Consider the following 20,623-nt stretch of genomic DNA (forward strand, 5'->3'; position numbering starts at 1 on the left):
TATCCGTTATCGTTCCCGGCAACAGAGAGCCTACCCAGACGCGTTATTATCTTGCGTCTGGGGAATATCGATCTCAGTTTGTGAATTAGGGAGATACCGGATAATTACCGGTGATGACTATTTTCTTTCCATTTTATTTACTACCTGGTCAACCATTTCAGGGGCGCTCCCCAAATAGTTGACGGGGTTGGTCAGGTCTTCGATTAATTTGGGATCGAGGCGGCTAGCGACGCTTGGCATAGCATTGAGAACATCGGCCAGCGTGCCGCCTTTCTCATTTACGATACGGCAGGCATCGTAGACGATGTCATGCGCTTCCTGACGACCAATATACGGTGCCAGCCCCATCATCACAGCTTCTGCCACAATCAGGCCGTTGGTCATATTGAGGTTTTTCAGCATCATCTTCTCATCAACAATGAGGCCGTCTAGCATGAACTTGGCTTGATGAAGTGCGCCTGCGGAGAGAATGAAACTTTCCGGGATGGCGATCCACTCCGCATGCCAGGGGCCTGTGGCGCGTTCCAGATCTTGCACCATCGCATCCAGCATTAACCCAGCCTGTTGACGAACGCCTTTGGAACAGGCCAGCATCAGTTCGCTGGAAATAGGGTTACGCTTTTGCGGCATGGTGCTGCTGGCTCCACGGCCTTTGACAAACGGTTCATACAGTTCGCCGAATTCGTTGGAGGCCATCAGCATGACGTCATAGCCAATTTTCCCTAATGAACCGGTGATTACCGCTAGCAGGTTGACGGCTTCGGCAAACCCATCACGAGCCACATGCCAGGTTGAGGTCGGTACACCCAGTCCAAGCTCTGCCATCAGTGCTTTTTGCACCGCGAGCCCTTTGTCACCCAATGAGGCGAGTGTCCCTGCTGCACCCGCGAACTCTCCCACCAGCACGCGAGGACGTAGCTGTGCGAGGCGCTCGGCATGGCGATCGAACATATCCAACCAGATGGCCGCTTTGTAGCCGAATGTAATCGGTAGCGCCTGTTGTAAATGGGTACGCCCAGCCATTGGCGTATTGCGGTAACGCACGGCCAGTCTGGCTAAAATAGAACGTAGTGCGTCGATATCTGCTTCAATTAACGCGAATGCATCACGGATTTGTAGCACCACGGCCGTATCCATAATGTCCTGTGTCGTTGCGCCCCAGTGTACATAGCCGCCAGATTGGCCGGCCTGCTTGGAAATCTGGTGTACTAGCGGCAGGATAGGGTAGCCCACAATTTCTGTTTCGTGGCGCAGCAGCTCAAAATCGAGCGTGTCGGCGTTACAGCTGGCTGTGATTTCTGCGGCAGCTTCTTCTGGAATCACGCCACAACGTGCTTGCGCATTGGCCAGTGCGATCTCTACTTCCACATACTTACGGACGAGTTCTCGGTCATCGAAGATTGCCCGCATTGCTGGGGTACCAAATGAATCACGGAATAGAACTGAATCAAGCACATTCGAAGCCATAACGCCTCCTGAAGCGAATGTATTGGTGATAAGATGCAGACCATATCCGCGATAAAATGAAGCGTGTTTACCGCTGATGAGCGGTATGGCCTGAAGGTTTAAATGTTCGGACATGTTCAAATGTTCGGACATGTTGTATTTATAAAAACATGTCCGGACAAGTTAGGGAAGCAGTGAAATGTTATTTTGTGATGCAGGGCATCAATCTTGATTAAGAGCGTGAGCCGATGAAAGAACCTTTGTATAAGCGCATTGCCCGTGAACTCAGCCAGAATATAACGCTAGGCCAGTACCCAACTGGCTCGTTGATTCCCTCCGAGCTGGAGCTCTGTGAGCAGTATCAGGTTAGCCGCCATACCGTCAGGGAGGCGCTGCGCGATCTAACAGAGGCGGGTTTGCTATCCCGTCGCAAGGGCGTGGGTTCCGTTGTTGTCGATAATGATGAAAAGCGGGAACGTAACCATCCTCTGGCTAGCCTTGAGGATCTGTTTGTGTTGGCAAAAACCAACCTGCGCGTAGTGAAGAAGATTGATGAAGTCGTGGCGGATGTTGAGCTGGCAAAGATTATTGGCGGCAAGCCGGGCGATCGTTGGTTGCATATTGCCAGTATTCGTGAAGACAGCCAGAAAAAGGACTCCCCGATATGCTGGACTGATAGCTACGTTAGCCCGGATTATGCCAAGGTCAAAAGTCTGGTACGCAGCGATCCATTTGCGTTGATTAGCGATTTGATTGAAAAGCATTATGGCGTGCAAGGGGAAGAAGTGCGCCAGACGATCTCTGCCGTTGGTGTTCCGGCCAAAATAGCGAAAACGCTGGGCGTTGACGTAGGCTACCCAGCATTAAAAATCGTACGCCATTATCTTGACCGCTCGGGAAACGTTTTTGAAACCACGGTATCGATCCATCCAGCAGACCGATATACCTGCTCCATTACGCTTAAACGCCAAACGGGAAACCGAACGTAATCCGCTTGTACCTTATTGAAGCCTGCTCGCTTCCTGTCTACATGAGCCTGCATGCATAATGCAGGCACCACGCTTGTTGATTTGTTCTTGTTGATATTGTCCCTGTCGTTATTATTCTGGTTACTATATTGCCCGCATTACCTGATTGCGACCCTGCTGTTTGGCCTGATAAAGCGCGATATCGGCGCGGTTAATCAGCATACTGAGTGTCTCACCATCCCGATATTCAGCGACGCCGCAACTGACCGTCACCTGAATGATCCCTTCACGGTAGGGAAGGTGCGCTATTTCAATACTGTGGCGTAGCGCTTCGGCGCGCTGTTGCGCGGCGTTGATATCGCAATCGTCGAGTAGAATGACGAACTCTTCACCTCCCCAACGACAAGATTGATCGCTGGAGCGGGTGTTGGTCGACAATATGGCGGAAACTTCTTGTAAAACCAGATCCCCAACGTTATGGCCATACTTGTCATTAATTTTTTTGAAGTGGTCAATATCAATGAGAAGAATGGAGAGTGACTTGTGTTGTAAGGCATTTTTCGTCCCGAGACGGCGGAATAAATAATCAAACGCTTGCCGGTTCATGAGGCCTGTTAATTTGTCGGTCGTGGCCATTTGTTCCAGACGGCGTTGATATCCGCCAATGGTCAACCACAGCAGAAGTAGGAAAAGGGCGCTGACGAACGTACTGATGCCTAGATTTTTTAGCAACGTGGCGAACAGCCGTTTTTCACTGGGGTGACTGGTTTGCTCTACCATCAAATACCAGCCAAATTCAGGGATTAGTCGGGTGTTGAGGAAAATATGTTCCCCCTTTGACTGATATTCATAAGCGCCACCGGGGGAGGTCAAAACCGTGGTCGCGATCCGGTTCATTCCCTGCTGTTGTTGAATCTTGAGGGGGCGGTTATACGTTTCCCCATGTAAGGTAATATTACCTTCTTTATCAATAAAATAGATGGTCCGATTATAGCGCTGTTCGTATTTTTCAATAAGATGTTTAACCCGCTCAACCGGGATACCCACGCCGGTAATGCCAATAAAATTGTCTTCATAATCCATGACTTTATGGTTGATGAAGATGTCCAAACGAGTACGTTTTTCAGGATCGACACGGAGATCGACAACGTAAGGCATCTCGTCTGATAGCGTTCGGTGTTGGAAATACCATTGATCGTCTGGTGAATCCTCTGAGACGGTTTTCAGGATGCGCTGAGGATCGTAGTAGCGCTTGGTTTTATCCGAAATGAAGAAAGAAAATACGGTATCGAAGCGACGATCGATTTCTCGCAGGTAGCGAAACATGGCTTGCGGATCGCTTTCGTCCTTCAGCACCCAGTCACGTAGGAAGGTGTCGTGCGCCATCAGCGACGAAATAAAGATAGGCTTTAATAAGTCTTGCTGGATTTCAGAATAGACGTTATCACTGGTCAGCGGCAGAGTATTCTCTTCGATTTCTTCTTCTAATGATTCTTTAGCCACTTCATAACTGGTCCAGCTAATCACCAGGAATGCCGCGAGCAGCATAGTGCCGAGGATTATGATTGCGCGTGTTTTATCAAGCCAGCGTGAGTTATTGATGAATCCAGTCTGCAAAATAATCTCCCCAGAGAATCATTGATGAGATAGGTGAATAACCCTCTGCTTTCACCTAAAAATGGTGGTGCAACATTTTACTGGACTGACGATGTAGCATCGTAGGGTAAATGAATCGCTGACTCGTAGGGTTCAGTATAGTGGTTACATTGTGGAAGTATTAGAGCAGATTGCCGGAACGTAATGTTTTGTATTGTATTGTGGGCTTGTTAAAGCTCTCTTGTTGGTTTGATCATCCCTATGGTTAGATTCAAGCAAACAATAATGTCGGGTAGATGACCATGAGCCATTATTCAGCAGCGAAGGAATCAGGCCCAACAGCGCTTTTATTGATTAATAAGCATGCGCGGAATGGTGATTCCTCTGCTCGCGATGTGAAGCAGTTATTACAGCAAAGCCAGATTACCCTCGTCGAGCCAGATGAAAAAGACACGGGCTCATACAGCGATATTATACGTGCCTATGCGGATCGGGTTGATTTCGTCATTGTCGGCGGTGGCGATGGCACGTTAAATTCAGCGGCTCCCGGTCTGGTCGATACCGGATTGCCGCTGGGCGTGCTGCCATTAGGAACGGCAAATGACTTTGCTCGTACGGTGGGGATTCCCAGAGATATTCGGCAGGCCATTCAGATTATTGTCAGCGGCCAGCGGCGTGCGGTTGATTTGGGGGACGTTAACGGACATCTGTTCTTTAATGTCTCCAGCATCGGTTTTTCTGCGGCACTGGCGCGCGGGCTGTCGGCCAAGTCCAAAAAGCGCTGGGGCACATTAGGCTATGCGCTGGCGGCCTTTAAGCTGCTGAAACAAAGTCGTCCTTTCCGCGTTGAGATCGAGCATGACGGCATCAAAGAGCGGGTTAAAACCGTGCAGGTATCGGTGGGCAACGGGCGTTTCTACGGCGGTGGCATGGCGGTAGCACAGAGTGCCGCGCCCGATGATGGCCGGCTGGATGTGTATAGTCTGGAGGTTTCCCACTGGTGGGAAATAGTGGCGCTCATCCCCTTTATCCGACGGGGGACGCACGGTCGCTGGCGTAAAGTCCGCGCTTTTTCCGCCAAACAACTGACGCTGAGTACCTCAAGGCCACACGATATTAATGCGGACGGCGAGTTAATCGGCAAAACGCCAGCGGTGTTTGGGATCAGAGAAAAGGCGATTCAGGTTTTTGCGCCGCCGGTGCATGGTGATAATGGATAGAGCGTAAACAAAACAGGGACACCGTGCAGCGTCCCTGTTTGTTCATAAAGAATGATTCAGTGGATTATTTAAATACGCGGAAACGTTCTTCAAAGGCAATGTAGGTTTTCTCACCAGCGGGTTGCTCAACGGAACCGAATGGCATTTGAGCACGCAGTTTCCAACTGGCAGGCAGATCCCACTGTGCTTTGACATCATTGTCGATCAGCGGGTTGTAGTGCTGGAGTGAGGCACCAATTTTTTCCTGCGCCAGCGTCGACCATACGGCGAACTGGGCGATACCCGTTGAATGTTCTGACCAAACCGGGAAGTTATCGGCATAAAGCGCGAACTTTTCCTGTAGCGCTTCAATTACGCTGGTGTCTTCAAAGAACAGGACGGTTCCCGCACCGGCGGCAAACGAAGCCAGTTTGCCTTCTGTCGGGGCAAAAGCGTCCGCAGGCACAATTTTCTTCAGTTGCTGTTTAACAATATCCCACAGTTTGTGGTGCTGCTCGCCGAACAGAATGACAACGCGAGAAGTTTGTGAATTAAAAGAGGAGGGGCTTTCATTAACGGCTTCGGTAATGAGGGCGGTAACCTGATCTTCTGATATCGGAAGTTTATCGCCGATGGCATAGATTGAACGACGGGCCTTGATTGACTGCAAAAAAGCATTACTCATGGTGTGTTCCTCAGTTTACATGATGACTTACCTTGATACTGTGTCACTGATTTTTCCTGTGTTCAATGACTTATCGTGCCGGATGCCAATCTTTCCACTTTCTGCTTTACCCGCCGCAGACGTCGCAGCGGGGATTTTTCGGCAGCGTAATTTCGCGAAATTGCAGCGTCATCGCATCGAACATCAGCAAACGACCGGTGGTCAGCTTGCCATAGCCCGTTAGCAGCTTAATGGCTTCCATCGCCTGCAAGCTCCCGATCGTCCCCACCAGCGGCGACATCACACCCGCTTCGACGCAGGTCAGCGCATTGGCTCCGAATAGGCGGCTGAGACAATGGTAGCAAGGCTCATCGGGCTGATAGGTAAAGACGCTGATTTGGCCTTCCATCCGAATTGCTGCACCGGAGATCAGCGGCTTTTTGAGCTGAAAGCCAATACGGTTCAGGCGATTACGGATAGCAACGTTGTCGGTACAGTCCAACACCGCATCGTGCTGGCTGACCAGCTCGCTCAATGCGTCGTCATCGAGATCGCTATCAACCGTATCAAACGAAATATGCGGGTTCATGTCGGATAACGTCAGACGCGCCGATTCGACTTTTGCCATCCCGATACGGTTATCGCGGTGCAGAACCTGACGTTGTAGGTTAGACAGAGAGACGGTATCAAAATCCAGCAGCGTCAAATGGCCTACGCCCGCCGCAGTCAGATACTGAGCGGCGGCACAGCCCAGTCCGCCTAGCCCGACAATCAGCAGGCGTGAAGCCTTGAGTTTTTCCTGCCCGTCAAAATCAAAGCCGCGCAGTACAATCTGTCGATTGTAGCGCAGCATTTCTTCATCGCTCAGTTCCGGCAACATACTCAGTGTCCCAGCAGCGCGTTGAAAGGTTCGATTTCTACCCATTCGCCAGCGGCAACGCGCCCACGATCCTGCTCAAGCACGATGAAACAGTTACCGAGGCTGAAAGAGCTGAAAACGTGCGAACCCTGATGCCCAGTGGTTCTCACTTCCAGCTCTCCCTGCGCGTTGCGGCTGAAAATGCCGCGCTGAAAATCGGTGCGTCCCGGCGTTTTTTTCAGTGCGCTGGTGGTTTTGACGCGTACACGTTGTGGCTGGTGCCATTGTGTATAGCCAGACAGGCGAGCCAGCAGCGGCTGAACCAACTGATAGAACGTTAGTGCCGCAGAAACCGGATTCCCCGGCAGACCGCAGAACCAGGCGTGGTGTAACTTGCCGAAGGCGAAAGGTTTACCGGGTTTGATCGCCAGCTTCCAGAAATGGATGTCACCCAGTTCATCCAGTATTTGCTTGGTGTAATCTGCTTCGCCAACGGAAACGCCGCCGCTGCTAATGACCAGATCGGCAAGCTGGTCTGCTTCATGGAATGCGGCACGCAGTGCGTCTGGGTCGTCGCGGATGATGCCCAGATCGTGCACGTCGCAGCCCAATTGTTCCAGCATCAAACGCACGGCGAAACGGTTGGTGTCATAAATTTGGCCGTCTTCCAGCGGCTCGCCGACGCGTTGCAGTTCATCACCGGTTGAAAACACCGCGACTTTCAGACGGCGCACCACGTCAATCTGCGCAATCCCCAGTGAAGCCAGCAGCGGCAGTTCCGCCGCGCCCAGCTTGCAACCGGCGGGCAGCACGCTGGCACCCGCCTGAATGTCTTCTCCTGGCAGACGAATATTCTGGCCGAGTTTTACCTCATGGGAGAAACGAATACCGTCCTCGCTGACTTCAGCCTGTTCCTGCATGATCACCGTGTCTGCGCCTGCGGGAATCGGTGCACCGGTCATGATACGAATGCAGGTTCCGGCAGGCCATTCGCCCGTGAAGGGTGCGCCCGCGAATGCTTTACCCGCCAATGGCAACGGTGCGGCAGCGGACAAATCAGCGTAGCGTACGGCATAGCCATCCATCGCGGAATTGGCGAAAGGCGGGACGTTGATCGGAGAGGCGATAGCATGGGCGGTGATCCGTCCTGCGGCGTCGAACAGGGATACGCGCTCTGTCTCGGTAAGGGAAGGAACCTGAGCAAACATATTTTCCAGAGCTTGTTCAAGAGTCAGTAAACCTGAGTTAACGCTTTCCATCTTCACTCCACCGTTTTTCATCAATACAGTTTGTTTCATCAATACGACTGATTACATCAATAAGAATCGTGTTTCGCCGACGCGTTGTTTACGGGCGAAAATCGGTTTCCTATGCCAATATTAATTATGTCAGAGTTCGTAACGTGGGTGAATGTATGCAGGTCAAGGAATGCGGCTTTTGACGTGTGGACCCCGGTTAGGTACTAAGCAACCGACGGATGGTTAAAAACAGCCGTCTTTTGTCCACAACGTGAACCATTTCGGGTAAATGTGAGTGTATCTGCGTGAGAGTTCACGCATGATGGCGCGTCTATCTAGTGGTTAACTTAATGTTATAAAAAGAATTTTTCACTGTGTTGATTTCAGTTTCTGCTTTACATCATACCTTGCGCTAAATATAGTCGAAAACCGCTGATAATTTGTCCCTGATCGCGCTGCGCTGATTCCAGCCGCATTTATATGGAGATTCGCCGTTCATGTCGCCCACACAGGATCATTATTCCTCGTTGTCTTCCCCTGTCCCGGGGCTGATGTTGCCTGAAAAACGGGTGGTGGAGGTGCGCAACCTGAGTGTCTATTTCGAGCAGCAAGGGCAGCGGACGGATGCGGTACGTAATTTGACGTTCTCTGTCGATCGGGGCGAAACGCTGGCTATCGTCGGGGAGTCGGGATCGGGCAAATCTGTCACATCGCTGGCGTTGATGCGTCTGGTCGAACATGCCGGTGGGGTGATTCATCAAGGTGATATGCTATTCCGTCGTCGTGATGGGCAGGTGCTAGATCTTCGTGGTGCCCGCCAGCGGGTGATGCGAACGCTGCGTGGTGCGGATTTGGCGATGATTTTTCAGGAGCCGATGACGTCGCTGAATCCGGTTTTCCCCGTTGGTGAACAGATAGCCGAGTCGATTCGTTTGCATCAGAGAATGGACAGGCGTGCCGCGCGTGCAGAGACGTTGCGTATGCTTGATCTGGTCAGAATACCGGAAGCGCGCAACGTGCTGGATCGCTATCCCCACCAGCTTTCTGGCGGAATGCGCCAGCGGGTCATGATTGCGATGGCGCTTTCCTGCAAACCGTCGCTGCTGATTGCCGATGAACCGACAACTGCGCTGGATGTCACTATTCAGGCGCAAATTCTGCAACTTATCCGTGTGCTCCAACGAGAAATGGACATGGCCGTGATTTTCATCACCCATGACATGGGCGTGGTGGCGGAAGTGGCTGAACGTGTATTAGTGATGCACCGTGGAGAAAGCGTCGAAGCGGCAAGCGTGGGGCAGATTTTTGCTGCGCCGCAGCACCCATATACACAGGGGCTTTTAGCGGCGGTACCGGCGTTAGGATCGATGCGCGGACAACCGTTTCCAGCAAAATTTCCGCTGCTGGATCAAAACACGGCACGCATTGTGGACAACGTGCCGCAGGATACTGTTCCTGCACATGCGGAGCCAATCTTGCAAGTGAGTAATCTGGTGACGCGCTTTCCGATTCGCAGCGGTTTACTGAACCGCGTAACCCGGCAGGTGCATGCGGTAGAAAAAGTCAGCTTCGATCTCTGGCCGGGCGAAACGCTCTCGCTGGTGGGGGAATCGGGATGTGGCAAGTCAACCACTGGCCGTGCGTTGCTCCAACTGGTTGAAAGTCAGAAGGGCGACATTACCTTTGATGGCCAGCGTATCCATCAGTTGAAAGGCGCGGCGTTACAGCATCTGCGGCGTGATATTCAACTGATTTTCCAGGATCCGTACGCCTCATTGGATCCCCGTCTGACGGTTGGATTCTCGATTATGGAACCGCTGTTGGTACACAATGTTTGCCGCCGACAGGAAGCGGAGAAACGCGTGGCGTGGCTGTTGTCACGCGTAGGGTTGGAGCCGGAACACGCTCGGCGCTATCCGCATGAGTTTTCTGGTGGTCAGCGTCAGCGTGTTTGCATCGCCAGAGCGCTCGCGCTGAACCCCAAGGTCGTCATTGCGGATGAAGCAGTATCGGCGCTGGACGTGTCGATTCAGGCGCAAATCATCAATCTGATGCTGGAACTGCAACGTGAGTTTGGCATCGCATTTTTGTTTATTTCACATGATATGGCGGTGGTCGAACGCATCAGTCATCGCGTGGCGGTGATGTATATGGGGCAGATTGTCGAGATCGGCCCGCGTCAAGACGTATTCGAACGACCCCAGCACCCCTATACCCGCAAGCTGATGTCGGCCGTTCCGGTTGCCGATCCCTCACGCCGCCAGCGTGAGCAGGTATTGTTGGTTGATGAAATACCCAGCCCGATTCGGGCGATTGGCGATGAGCCGACAACGGCGCCTCTGGTTCAGGTTGGCAAGCGACACTTTGTGGCGCACCACCCGATTGCAGGTGCTTATTGACAGGGATTCATAAGGAGAACGTAGCATGAGCGTAATGACGATACAGCGGCGCTGGTTAGTGGCCGCAGGGGTAACTGCAGCAATGGTGGCATCACCCGTTTGGGCTGCCAAAGATGCGGTTATTGCCGTGGGTTCCACGTTTACCAGCCTGGATCCCTATGATGCCAACGACTCGCTATCGCAAACGGTGGCGAAATCATTCTATCAGGGGTTGTTTGGCTTCGATAAAGACATGAAGCTGATCAACGTGCTGGCGGACAGCTATGACATCAGCTCAGATGGCCTGACGTACACCGTCAAATTGCATCCTGGCGTTAAGTTTCACGATGGGTCGGCGTTTAACGCCGCTGCCGTTAAAGTGAATCTGGATCGCGCCAGTAATCCAGACAATCGTTTGAAGCGGTATAACCTGTTCAAGATGATCGACAAAACCGAAGCAGTGGACGATCTGACGGTGAAAATCACGCTGAAGACGCCGTTCTCGGCGTTTGTTAACAATCTGGCGCACCCAGCCGCGGTGATGATCTCGCCTGCGGCATTAACGCAGTACGGCAAGGAGATTGGCTTCCATCCGGTAGGCACCGGCCCGTATCGTTTTGTGGCCTGGAATCAGACCGATTTTGTCAAAGTTGAGAAATTCAGCGGTTACTGGAAAGCCGGGTTACCTAAGTTAGACAGCATTACCTGGCGTCCGGTGGTGGATAACAATACGCGTGCGGCACTGCTGCAAACGGGGGAAGCGCAGTTTGCTTATCCGATACCGTTTGAGCAGGCCAAGGTATTGGAGAAGAATGACAAGCTGGCGCTGGTGGCGTCACCGTCGATTCTGCATCGCTACATCAGCATGAACGTTACGCAGAAACCGTTTGATAATCCGAAAGTTCGGCAGGCGCTGAACTACGCGATTAACAAAGACGCGTTGATCAAAGTGGCGTTCTCCGGCTATGCGACGCCAGCCGAAGGGCCACTGCCGAATAGCATCGATTATTCGGTAAAATATCATCCATGGCCTTACGATCCGGCCAAGGCGCGCGAGCTGCTGAAGGAAGCGGGCTACCCGAATGGTTTTACCACCACGCTTTGGTCGTCACATAACCACAGTACGGCGCAGAAAGTCTTGCAGTTCACGCAGCAGCAGCTTGCACAGGTTGGAGTGAAAGTGCAGGTGACAGCGATGGATGCGGGGCAACGCGCTGCTGAAGTGGAAGGTAAGGGCGTTAAAGAAACGGGCGTTCGTCTGTTTTACACTGGCTGGTCGGCATCGACGGGCGAGGCAGATTGGGCGCTATCGCCGCTGTTTGCTACGGCCTCATGGCCACCAGCACAATTCAATACGGCGTTTTACAGCAACCCGCAAGTTGATACGGACTTGGCTAATGCGCTGAAAACGACGGATCGAGCGGAAAAGCAGACACTGTACAAGGATGCGCAGGATAAAATCTGGGCTGATGCGCCGTGGATTTTCCTGGCGACAGAGCGTTTGGTGTCGGCTAATAGCAAGAAACTGACGGGTTTCTACGTCATGCCAGATACCTTGTTCAGTTTTGAGGATGCCGATCTGACGGAATAACTCACCGCACAAGAATGACCAGGGAGTCGGGTGGCCGTTAGGCTACCCGCTGTGGTCAACACGCGTCTACTTATAGGAGAGCCTGACACATGTATGTGGAAAACCGTTCATGCTGAATTATTTTATTAAACGGTTACTGGGGCTGATCCCCACGCTCCTGATCGTTATGGTGCTGGTGTTCCTGTTCGTTCATCTGCTGCCCGGCGATCCGGCGCGTTTAGCGGCCGGACGGGAAGCGGATGCGGCTGTGATCGAAATGGTACGTCAGGATTTGGGCTTGGATAAGCCGCTGCCGCACCAGTTCTGGCACTTCTTGACCAATATTCTGCAAGGGGATTTGGGAACGTCGATGGTGTCGAAACGGCCTGTCACGCAAGAGATCGCCTTGCGCTTTATGCCAACGTTTTGGCTCACGGTTTGCAGCATGGCGTGGGCGGTAATTTTTGGCATGGCGATCGGCATCGTGTCCGCCGTGTGGCGTAATGGCTGGCCGGACAGAATCGGGATGACGCTGGCGGTATCCGGCCTCTCTTTCCCTGCGTTTGCGCTTGGCATGCTGTTAATGCAGATTTTTTCCGTTGAATTAGGCTGGCTGCCGACAGTGGGAGCGGATACCTGGCTGCACTACATCTTGCCTTCGCTGACGTTAGGTGCGGCGGTAGCGGCGGTGATGGCGCGTTTCACCCGTGCGTCGTTTGTTGATGTACTGCAGGAAGATTATATGCGTACGGCGCGGGCAAAAGGCGTGCGCGAATCGCTGGTTGTGCTGAAACACGGGCTGCGTAATGCGCTGATTCCAGTGGTCACCATGATGGGGCTGCAATTTGGCTTTTTGCTCGGTGGCTCCATCGTCGTGGAGAAGGTGTTCAACTGGCCGGGGCTGGGGCGGTTGCTGGTTGATTCGGTTGAGATGCGTGACTATCCGGTGATTCAGGCGGAAGTGTTACTGTTTTCGCTGGAGTTTATTCTGATTAATTTGCTGGTCGATATGCTGTATGCCGCGATTAATCCAGCCATTCGTTATAAATAAGGAAAGGGAATGAGACACTGGCGACGTAAAGCTATGCTGGCGACGCTCCCTGTCATTAGGGATAAATCCGTTCGTACGCCGTGGCGTGAATTCTGGCGGCGTTTTCTTCGGCAGCACGTCGCGGTCGCTGCTGGCTTGTTTGTGCTGCTGCTTATTGCCATCGCTTTTTGGGCTCAATATCTGATGCCCTACGATGCCGAGAACTATTTCGATTATGATCGACTGAATGAAGGCCCCTCGTCGGCACACTGGCTGGGCGTGGATTCATTAGGGCGTGATATTTTCAGTCGGATCCTGATGGGGACGCGTATTTCGCTGGCAGCGGGTATTTTCTCGGTGCTGGTGGGGATGATGATCGGTACGACATTGGGTCTGCTGGCGGGCTACTACGAAGGGTGGGCAGACCGAATCATCATGCGTATATGCGATGTGCTGTTTGCCTTTCCCGGCATTTTGCTGGCGATTGCTGTTGTGGCGATTATGGGCAGCGGTATGGCAAATGTGGTTGTCGCTGTTGCGATTTTCAGCATCCCGGCTTTCGCCCGTCTGGTGCGGGGAAATACGCTGGTGCTGAAGCAGCTTACCTATATCGAATCTGCCCGCAGCATGGGTGCCAACGACTGGACAATTCTCTTTCGTCATATTCTGCCCGGTTCGGTATCTTCTATTGTGGTGTTTTTCTCAATGCGGATTGGAATGTCGATCATCACCGCAGCTAGCCTGTCATTTTTAGGGCTGGGCGCGCAGCCACCGATGCCCGAGTGGGGAGCGATGCTGAACGAAGCGCGATCGGACATGGTGATTGCACCGCATGTTGCGATATTCCCCAGTCTGGCGATCTTTCTGACGGTATTGGCGTTTAATTTATTGGGGGACGGCCTGCGCGATGCGCTCGACCCGAAATTGAAAAGCTGAGTAAAAAAAAGCGCGACAACGAGTGCCGCGCTTTTCAGCAGTAAGAGCGCTAGCCCTTAGAACGAAGTACGTTTATAGCTGCGGTACTGTGGTTGCCAGAAGTTATGGTCAATCGCCTTCTGCAATGCATCGGCAGAGGTTACGACGGCCACACCTTGCAGCTGTGCGGCTTTACCCACGTCCAGTGCAATACGCTTGGACACCTGCTGGATATCGGACAGGTCCGGTAGCAGAGCGCCTTCACCGTTATTCGCCAGCGGCGAGCAGTCAGCCAGAGCGCGGCTGGCGGCCATCAACATACCGTCAGTGATACGGTTGGCTCCTGACGCCAGTACACCTAACCCGATACCTGGGAAAATGTAGGAGTTGTTGCACTGCGCGATAGGGAAGACTTTATCCTGATAGTGAACCGGAGAGAACGGGCTACCGGTCGCTACCAGCGCGGAGCCTTCTGTCCAGCGAATGATATCTTCTGGACGCGCTTCCACGCGAGATGTCGGGTTAGACAGTGGCATCACGATAGGACGAGCGCAGTGTTTGTACATTTCACGGATGATTTCTTCCGTGAACAGACCAGGCTGGCCGGATACACCGATCATGATGGTCGGCTTGGCATTGCGTACCACTTCCAGCAGTGAAATCGCGTCGCTGTTACAATCCCAATCAGCCAGCAGTTCACTTTTCTGCACCAGTTTGCTCTGGAAATCGAGCAGGTTCGGCAGTTTGTCTGTCAGCAGACCGAAACGGTCAACCATGAAGACGCGTGCGCGTGCTTCTTCTTCGCTCAGCCCTTCTGACTTCATCTGTGCGATGATTTGCTCAGCGATACCACAGCCTGCGGAACCTGCACCCAAGAAGGCAACGGTCTGATCGCGTAACTGCGTACCTGCTGCACGGCTGGCGGCAATCAGGCTACCGATAGCGACGGCTGCGGTGCCCTGAATGTCATCGTTGAAGCTACAGATTTCATCACGATAGCGATTCAGCAGCGGTGTGGCGTTTTTCTGCGCGAAGTCTTCAAACTGCAACAGCACGTTCGGCCAACGGCGCTTCACGGCCTGAATGAACTCGTCAACGAATGCATAGTATTCGTCGTCGGTGATGCGCGGATGACGCCAGCCCATATACAGCGGATCGTTCAGACGCTGCGGATTGTTGGTACCTACATCCAGAACGACTGGCAGGGTGTAGGCTGGGCTGATGCCGCCACAGGCGGTGTACAGCGCCAGCTTACCGATCGGAATCCCCATACCGCCGATACCCTGATCGCCCAGACCGAGAATTCGTTCACCGTCGGTGACAACGATGACTTTCACGTTCTGCTTGGTGGCGTTTTGCAGCATATCGTCGATATTTGCGCGGTTAGGGTAGGAGATAAACAGGCCACGGGCGCGACGATAGATATCGGAGAAGTGTTCACAGGCTTCGCCAACGGTCGGGGTGTAGATGATAGGCATCATCTCATTGAGGTGACCGTCCAGCAGGCGGTAGAACAGCGTCTCGTTGGTATCCTGAATGTTGCGCAGGTATACGTGTTTTTCAATATCGTGTTTGAATTCCTGATACTGGCGCCAAGCGCGTTCTGCCTGTTCTTCGATAGTTTCAACGGCTTCTGGCAGCAGGCCTGCAAGGTTAAAATCAGCGCGTTCTTCTTCAGTAAACGCGCTGCCTTTATTCAGCAGGGGAAATTCGAGCAAGATCGGACCAGCATAGGGGATGTAGAGAGGACGTTTGCTTTCGTATTCTAATTCCATGACTTTTTACTCTTCGGGTAACAGAAAAGACACTCAGGTGTTGTCGATGAAAAACTGCTGAGGATCTTAAATTACCCAGAGAATATGTACAGAAAATGTTAATTTAAATAGTTACAGATGGCTTGCATCTTAGCTGAAATACAGGCTTTATCGATTCACCTCTCTTTTTTCACCCGCACGCCGCTTAAATTTTGCGCCTATCTCTGCTGTTATTCCTCAATAAAGTGGTGTTCAACGTCGGTGCAACCCAGCTCGGCCAACATAATTTGTGAGATTGCCCAGTGGCTGACCACCGCATTACGGCGTTCAACGACAGCTGCGTACTTAATGGTGCTCGGATCTTCGCCTGCAAGGTTCATCAGATTCAATGCGGCCTGCAAAGGTGGGAGACTGGGGTTGAATGCTGCATTTTCTGCGTAGCGTCCGGTATAGATGTTGCCGCTCGCCGTTTCCAGCGCAATACCGCTAATGGCTTTGCTGTAGGGGGCGTGGCTACGGTTGGCAGCATCCAGCGCCTGACGCGTGAGCGCATTCACATTCTGCAAGGTCGCGCCGTGGTTGATGTCATCCATCAGCAGCGTATCGATTTGCAAATCGACGGGGCCAAAGGCATCCGGCAGATAGTGACTGAGTACGGCTGGCTGGCGGCCCGGCAGTTGAATACGCAGCGACGCGGCATTGCGCAATTCATTCATAAATTGGCGACAGTGGCCGCATGGCGTGTAGTTCACGGTCACGGCCCGCAATCCACGCTCATTACGCAGCCAGGCATGGCTGACGGCGCTCTGTTCTGCATGCACCGTTTGCTGAAGCTGAACGGCGGTAAACTCCATATTGGCACCAAAGTAGAAATTGCCGCTGAGCCCTTGCGCAATGGCACCAACCTGAAAATTTGAGATAGAGGCTTGCGCGCAGGCGGCAGCCAGGGGCAATAGCGCAAAGGCTAACGCATCGACGTCTAGCTGGCTGGCTTCGCAGACCGCATTCACCTCGTCAGCGGTTAGCATGGCGGCGAAATCCGGTTTATCGATCAATGGGCCGAGCGCGTCTTGCAGACTGGCAGATAATTGCTGGAAGGCGTTTTCAAATCGTGTATGCATGTCGGCTTACTCTTTTTACCCGTCAATGACGTCATGTTAGGTAGCAGAGTAGCAATAAATTGTGATCGGAATCTCTTTATTGAATGAAATGAATGCAAATTAACTACTAAATGCGAGATGTATCTCAATTTTATAGCGGGAACGATGTGGGTACGCATCGTTCCCCTCAGGCTTCAGCCAGCAAAGTGCAAGAGTACGGGGAACACTAACGGAGCAATCAGCGACGTGATGATCCCACATATAACCAGTGCCAGTGAACTGAACGCGCCTTCCTGATAATCGACCTCTGCGCTGCGCGCCGTGCCGAGTGCGTGTGAGGCGGTGCCCATCGATAGCCCACGTGCAGCTTTGGTTTTGATTCCTACACCGTTGAACAGGCTGTGGCCTAATACAGCACCGAGGATGCCGACAAAAATCACGCAGACGGCGCTGATCGCCGGAATACCGCCGATGGCGCCAGCGACGGCCATCGCAATGGGGGTAGTGACAGATTTTGGCAGCACTGAGGCGGCGATTTCTGGCGATGCGCCCATCCACAGTGCCACCAGCGTGCCGGAGATAATCGCCGTCAGGCTACCGATGAAGCACACGCTGATGATCGACTTCCAGCGCGCGCGAATTTGGTGTAGCTGTTCATATAGTGGGAACGCCAGCGCGACCACAGCTGGTTGCAACAGGTCGTTAAGCACTTTGCTGCCTTGAAAATAGTGCTCGTAGGGAATCTTCAACACCAGCAGCAGTGGAATAATAATCGCCATCGACACCAGTAGCGGGTTCAACAGGGAAAGCTTGGTCAGTACGGCCAGTTTACGTGCGGCGAAAAAGACCAGCAGAGTAAGGGGCAGCGACCACCACAAATAGCTGAACATTATTCATTATCCTTCGGCGGCGTGCGATCGCCAGCCGTGGCTCGCTCACGCTGCATAATCTGGGTACTGAAACCCACAACCAACATGACAATAAAGGTGCTGATCAGACAGGAAACCACAATGGGGCCAAACTGCTGATTGACCAGATCGTAATAATTCATAACGCCGACGCCGATGGGAACGAACAGTAGCGCCATGTGACGAATAAGGAGATAGCAGCCCGGTTTTACCCACTGCGCGGGCAGAATCTGCGAGGCGAGGAGTGTGAACAAGACCAGCATGCCGATGATACTGCCGGGGATAGTGAACGGAAGTAACGCGGATACCGCATTGCCTGCCAGCAGGCAGAGATAAATCAATGCGAAAGCGCGTAAATACTGCCAGCAAACGATGAACGTATTACGCATGGGAAATTCCTGATTAGCAGAGGGGATTATCATAACGCTAATGGAATTTACGTGCCACAGATCACGAATTTTGTTAAGGAAGGTGAGTCGGCCTGAAGGATGAGCGATACCCAGTTCAGGCTGAAAATGAAACGAGAAACGGGTGAGATAAATTCGGTTCAACCCCGCGTCAGTCTGGATTGGGGGTTGAACCGGAAGAATGTCGACGCGTTATTTTACGTCTACGTTCCACTTGGTGATGTCAATCTGTCCATCACCGCCAAAGATCTCGGTGCCAAACTGAACGCTACTGATATATTTTGTATTGCTCATCCACTTCTTGGTTCCTACCAGATAGTTGGTGAAATGGCGAATATTGAGTGATGCATTGTTGGTATTGGAAGTGCGTACGAAGGAAAAGACATTCCAGCCCTTGCCATTACCCGCATTGATCCAACCTTTGAATACATTCCAGCTACTGCCGCCAAGGAAAACTGTTTCAATATAATCACCGGCAGGGCCTGCATTGGTATTATTTAGCCAGATCATTAATTCATCGGTAGGCGTGGAATCCCAATTGGCTTTATCGGTGGTGTGGAACCATATGTCATAAGCTGCATTATACGTGCCGGTAGATTTGATGGAATAAGTGACATTACTGGTAATACTTTTATTACTGGATAACTTTATCGGCAATCCACTATTTTCAGTATAACCCGCAGTCCAGTGCCAGCCGCTCACCAATGAGGGATAACCTTTAACGCTGGAGCTGCTGCTTGGCCAGTGCCAGTTCCACCCCATGCTGGTGGGACTATTATAGAAAACCGTTTGCTGCCATCCTTTTACTTCATCTTTCCCCCAGACGTTATTGAATACGTAATATTTATTATTCTCAAAATAGAGTTTGTCTGCGTCTTTGGATGAACTGACCGCAGAAACGGTTAGGGGCGAGAGTAACAAGGCAGAAAATAATACGGGGAATAACGTACGGAAAATACGCTGTGGATTCTTATTCACTGTAAGCATAATAAATCTCCTTTTAATATATGCTTGGGGTTTTTCACTCTGAAATCTAGCACGTATTCAGTCAGTGTGCATGTCTGATTAAATATAAAATGTGGTGTACTTAACAATTGTTATTGTTTTATTCTATATCAGCATAATTCAGTTCATACGTCATGAATGAAATGAAAATCTTATTCATGAAATAATTATAAGAACGGTAATGAATATCGATAATACGAAATAAAATCAAGCGCCATGGTTTTGAGGCGCACAGGAGCGTGCGCCTTGGGTTAACGATTATTCAAATAACTGTGCGTTATGGATGGCCGCACAAACCGCATCCGTCAGCTTACGCAGTTCATCAGGTTGAATGATAAACGGCGGCATCAGATAAATGAGTCGACCAAATGGTCGAATCCAGACGCCGCGCTCGACAAAGAAACGCTGTAGCCGCGCCATATTGACCGGACGATGTGTTTCCACTACGCCGATAGCGCCCAACACACGGACGTTCGCCACCAGTGGGGAATCCGCACAGGGTTGCAGCGCTTCTCGCAACTGCCGCTCAATATTTTGCACTTGCTGCTGCCAGCGGTTATCTGCCAGCAAGGACAGGCTGGCATTGGCTGCTGCACAGGCTAGCGGGTTACCCATAAATGTAGGGCCGTGCATAAAACAGCCTGCTGCACCGTTACTAATGGTTTCAGCCACCGTTCGGGTGGTCAGCGTGGCTGAGAGTGTCATATAGCCGCCAGTAAGCGCTTTTCCCAAACACATAATATCCGGCGAAATTCCCGCATGCTCGCACGCAAACAGCTTGCCAGTGCGACCAAATCCGGTGGCGATCTCATCGGCAATCAGCAAGATCCCCCATTGATCGCACAGTTCCCGTACTCGGCGTAGGTAGGTTGGATGATAAAAACGCATCCCGCCAGCACCCTGTACGATAGGTTCCAGTATCACAGCAGCGACCTCGTGAGCATGCGCCGACAGCATCGCCTGCAATGGCGCGATATTGGTTTCCTGCCACTCGTCGGTAAAACCGCTTTCGTTGATAGCAGCACAGGGTGGCGCATCGACAAATAGGTGAGTCGGCAGGTAACCCTGATACAGGCTATGCATCGAATTCTGTGGATCGCATACGGACATCGCACCGAAGGTGTCACCGTGATAGCCGTGACGCAGGGTGAGAAAGCGTTGTCGGGTTTCACCGCGCGCCTGACAATATTGCAGCGCCATTTTCATCGCCACTTCGACTGCCACCGATCCTGAATCCGCCAGAAAAACGCATTCCAGCGCATCCGGCGTGATGTTTACCAGTTGACGACACAGCGCAACCGCTGCCGGATGGGTGATTCCGCCAAACATTACGTGCGACATCTGGCTGAGTTGGCTCTGCACCGCCTGATTGATCGCCGGATGATTGTAACCGTGAATCGCCGCCCACCATGATGACATTCCGTCAATCAAGCGACGTCCGTCATCCAGTTGTAGCTCGACGCCGCTGGCTGCTATGACCGGATAGCAGGGCAGTGGTTTGGTCATCGAGGTGTAGGGATGCCAAATATGGCGCTGGTCAAAAGTAATGTCTTCCGGGCTCATGATGATCTTTCGTAAACCAAAAT

17 protein-coding genes are annotated in these 20,623 nt (G+C 52.1%); 6 read left to right on the forward strand and 11 right to left on the reverse strand.

What is annotated here, in order from left to right; genetic code table 11:
- Positions 1 to 117 precede the first annotated feature (117 nt).
- Positions 118 to 1,467, reverse strand: a complete 1,350-nt coding sequence (gene pcaB, locus DCX48_22105; protein QXE16960.1) for a 3-carboxy-cis,cis-muconate cycloisomerase — start codon at positions 1,465 to 1,467, stop codon at positions 118 to 120.
- A 227-nt stretch (positions 1,468 to 1,694) separates the two neighbouring features.
- Between pcaB and DCX48_22110 the strand changes: the two genes are divergently transcribed.
- Complete coding sequence (locus DCX48_22110) at positions 1,695 to 2,435, forward strand: GntR family transcriptional regulator (GenBank protein ID QXE16961.1); 741 nt, start codon at positions 1,695 to 1,697, stop codon at positions 2,433 to 2,435.
- A 123-nt stretch (positions 2,436 to 2,558) separates the two neighbouring features.
- On the opposite strand, the gene DCX48_22115 is transcribed toward DCX48_22110, so the two are convergent.
- Positions 2,559 to 4,031: a GGDEF domain-containing protein gene (locus tag DCX48_22115; protein ID QXE16962.1), complete on the reverse strand. Its 1,473-nt coding sequence runs from the start codon at positions 4,029 to 4,031 to the stop codon at positions 2,559 to 2,561.
- A gap of 275 nt (positions 4,032 to 4,306) precedes the next feature.
- Between DCX48_22115 and DCX48_22120 the strand changes: the two genes are divergently transcribed.
- Complete coding sequence (locus DCX48_22120; GenBank protein QXE16963.1) at positions 4,307 to 5,230, forward strand: lipid kinase; 924 nt, start codon at positions 4,307 to 4,309, stop codon at positions 5,228 to 5,230.
- Positions 5,231 to 5,294: 64 nt separating this feature from the next.
- Here the strand turns inward: DCX48_22120 and DCX48_22125 are convergent, their stop codons facing one another.
- The 3 genes from DCX48_22125 to moeA form a co-directional block, all read right to left on the reverse strand.
- Positions 5,295 to 5,894, reverse strand: coding sequence for a nitroreductase family protein (locus tag DCX48_22125; GenBank protein QXE16964.1), 600 nt, complete (start codon positions 5,892 to 5,894; stop codon positions 5,295 to 5,297).
- Positions 5,895 to 6,000: 106 nt separating this feature from the next.
- Entirely contained in the window at positions 6,001 to 6,753 is a 753-nt protein-coding gene (moeB, locus tag DCX48_22130; GenBank protein QXE16965.1) for a molybdopterin-synthase adenylyltransferase MoeB, read from the reverse strand.
- Between the two features lie 2 nt (positions 6,754 to 6,755).
- Positions 6,756 to 7,991 (reverse strand): molybdopterin molybdotransferase, encoded by a 1,236-nt coding sequence (moeA, locus tag DCX48_22135; protein ID QXE16966.1) that lies wholly within the window; start codon positions 7,989 to 7,991, stop codon positions 6,756 to 6,758.
- A gap of 476 nt (positions 7,992 to 8,467) precedes the next feature.
- Between moeA and DCX48_22140 the strand changes: the two genes are divergently transcribed.
- The 4 genes from DCX48_22140 to gsiD all read left to right on the forward strand — a co-directional run bounded on the left by DCX48_22140 (position 8,468) and on the right by gsiD (position 13,884).
- Positions 8,468 to 10,369: a dipeptide ABC transporter ATP-binding protein gene (locus tag DCX48_22140; GenBank protein QXE16967.1), complete on the forward strand. Its 1,902-nt coding sequence runs from the start codon at positions 8,468 to 8,470 to the stop codon at positions 10,367 to 10,369.
- A gap of 34 nt (positions 10,370 to 10,403) precedes the next feature.
- Positions 10,404 to 11,939 (forward strand): glutathione ABC transporter substrate-binding protein GsiB, encoded by a 1,536-nt coding sequence (gene gsiB, locus DCX48_22145; protein ID QXE17350.1) that lies wholly within the window; start codon positions 10,404 to 10,406, stop codon positions 11,937 to 11,939.
- Positions 11,940 to 12,048: 109 nt separating this feature from the next.
- Entirely contained in the window at positions 12,049 to 12,969 is a 921-nt protein-coding gene (gene gsiC / locus DCX48_22150) for a glutathione ABC transporter permease GsiC (protein QXE16968.1), read from the forward strand.
- 9 nt (positions 12,970 to 12,978) lie between these two features.
- Positions 12,979 to 13,884: a glutathione ABC transporter permease GsiD gene (gene gsiD, locus DCX48_22155; GenBank protein QXE16969.1), complete on the forward strand. Its 906-nt coding sequence runs from the start codon at positions 12,979 to 12,981 to the stop codon at positions 13,882 to 13,884.
- A gap of 56 nt (positions 13,885 to 13,940) precedes the next feature.
- Here the strand turns inward: gsiD and DCX48_22160 are convergent, their stop codons facing one another.
- The 6 genes from DCX48_22160 to DCX48_22185 form a co-directional block, all read right to left on the reverse strand.
- Positions 13,941 to 15,638 carry an NAD-dependent malic enzyme gene (locus DCX48_22160; GenBank protein QXE16970.1) on the reverse strand — a complete coding sequence of 566 codons (1,698 nt, stop codon included), beginning with the start codon at positions 15,636 to 15,638 and terminating at the stop codon, positions 13,941 to 13,943.
- Between the two features lie 209 nt (positions 15,639 to 15,847).
- Positions 15,848 to 16,738, reverse strand: coding sequence for a cytidine deaminase (locus DCX48_22165; GenBank protein QXE16971.1), 891 nt, complete (start codon positions 16,736 to 16,738; stop codon positions 15,848 to 15,850).
- 173 nt (positions 16,739 to 16,911) lie between these two features.
- Complete coding sequence (locus tag DCX48_22170; protein QXE16972.1) at positions 16,912 to 17,607, reverse strand: CidB/LrgB family autolysis modulator; 696 nt, start codon at positions 17,605 to 17,607, stop codon at positions 16,912 to 16,914.
- Entirely contained in the window at positions 17,607 to 18,014 is a 408-nt protein-coding gene (locus DCX48_22175) for a hypothetical protein (protein ID QXE16973.1), read from the reverse strand. The genes DCX48_22170 and DCX48_22175 overlap by 1 nt, the downstream gene beginning before the upstream one ends.
- Positions 18,015 to 18,224: 210 nt before the next feature.
- Complete coding sequence (locus tag DCX48_22180; GenBank protein ID QXE16974.1) at positions 18,225 to 19,019, reverse strand: glycoside hydrolase; 795 nt, start codon at positions 19,017 to 19,019, stop codon at positions 18,225 to 18,227.
- Positions 19,020 to 19,295: 276 nt separating this feature from the next.
- The gene (locus tag DCX48_22185) at positions 19,296 to 20,600 is read right to left on the reverse strand and encodes an adenosylmethionine--8-amino-7-oxononanoate transaminase (GenBank protein QXE16975.1); all 1,305 of its coding nucleotides are present in this window, start codon (positions 20,598 to 20,600) and stop codon (positions 19,296 to 19,298) included.
- Positions 20,601 to 20,623 lie beyond the last annotated feature (23 nt).

The organism is Pectobacterium atrosepticum (assembly GCA_019056595.1).
Lineage (GTDB): Bacteria > Pseudomonadota > Gammaproteobacteria > Enterobacterales > Enterobacteriaceae > Pectobacterium > Pectobacterium atrosepticum.

Excerpts from the sequence above, each read along its gene's own strand:
- pcaB (QXE16960.1), bottom strand. The coding sequence starts at position 1,467 with ATGGCTTCGAATGTGCTTGATTCAGTTCTATTCCGTGATTCATTTGGT.
- DCX48_22110 (QXE16961.1), top strand. The coding sequence starts at position 1,695 with ATGAAAGAACCTTTGTATAAGCGCATTGCCCGTGAACTCAGCCAGAAT.
- DCX48_22120 (QXE16963.1), top strand. The coding sequence starts at position 4,307 with ATGACCATGAGCCATTATTCAGCAGCGAAGGAATCAGGCCCAACAGCG.
- DCX48_22125 (QXE16964.1), bottom strand. The coding sequence starts at position 5,894 with ATGAGTAATGCTTTTTTGCAGTCAATCAAGGCCCGTCGTTCAATCTAT.
- moeB (QXE16965.1), bottom strand. The coding sequence starts at position 6,753 with ATGTTGCCGGAACTGAGCGATGAAGAAATGCTGCGCTACAATCGACAG.
- moeA (QXE16966.1), bottom strand. The coding sequence starts at position 7,991 with ATGGAAAGCGTTAACTCAGGTTTACTGACTCTTGAACAAGCTCTGGAA.
- DCX48_22140 (QXE16967.1), top strand. The coding sequence starts at position 8,468 with ATGTCGCCCACACAGGATCATTATTCCTCGTTGTCTTCCCCTGTCCCG.
- gsiB (QXE17350.1), top strand. The coding sequence starts at position 10,404 with ATGACGATACAGCGGCGCTGGTTAGTGGCCGCAGGGGTAACTGCAGCA.
- gsiC (QXE16968.1), top strand. The coding sequence starts at position 12,049 with ATGCTGAATTATTTTATTAAACGGTTACTGGGGCTGATCCCCACGCTC.
- gsiD (QXE16969.1), top strand. The coding sequence starts at position 12,979 with ATGAGACACTGGCGACGTAAAGCTATGCTGGCGACGCTCCCTGTCATT.
- DCX48_22160 (QXE16970.1), bottom strand. The coding sequence starts at position 15,638 with ATGGAATTAGAATACGAAAGCAAACGTCCTCTCTACATCCCCTATGCT.
- DCX48_22165 (QXE16971.1), bottom strand. The coding sequence starts at position 16,738 with ATGCATACACGATTTGAAAACGCCTTCCAGCAATTATCTGCCAGTCTG.
- DCX48_22170 (QXE16972.1), bottom strand. The coding sequence starts at position 17,607 with ATGTTCAGCTATTTGTGGTGGTCGCTGCCCCTTACTCTGCTGGTCTTT.
- DCX48_22175 (QXE16973.1), bottom strand. The coding sequence starts at position 18,014 with ATGCGTAATACGTTCATCGTTTGCTGGCAGTATTTACGCGCTTTCGCA.
- DCX48_22180 (QXE16974.1), bottom strand. The coding sequence starts at position 19,019 with ATGCTTACAGTGAATAAGAATCCACAGCGTATTTTCCGTACGTTATTC.
- DCX48_22185 (QXE16975.1), bottom strand. The coding sequence starts at position 20,600 with ATGAGCCCGGAAGACATTACTTTTGACCAGCGCCATATTTGGCATCCC.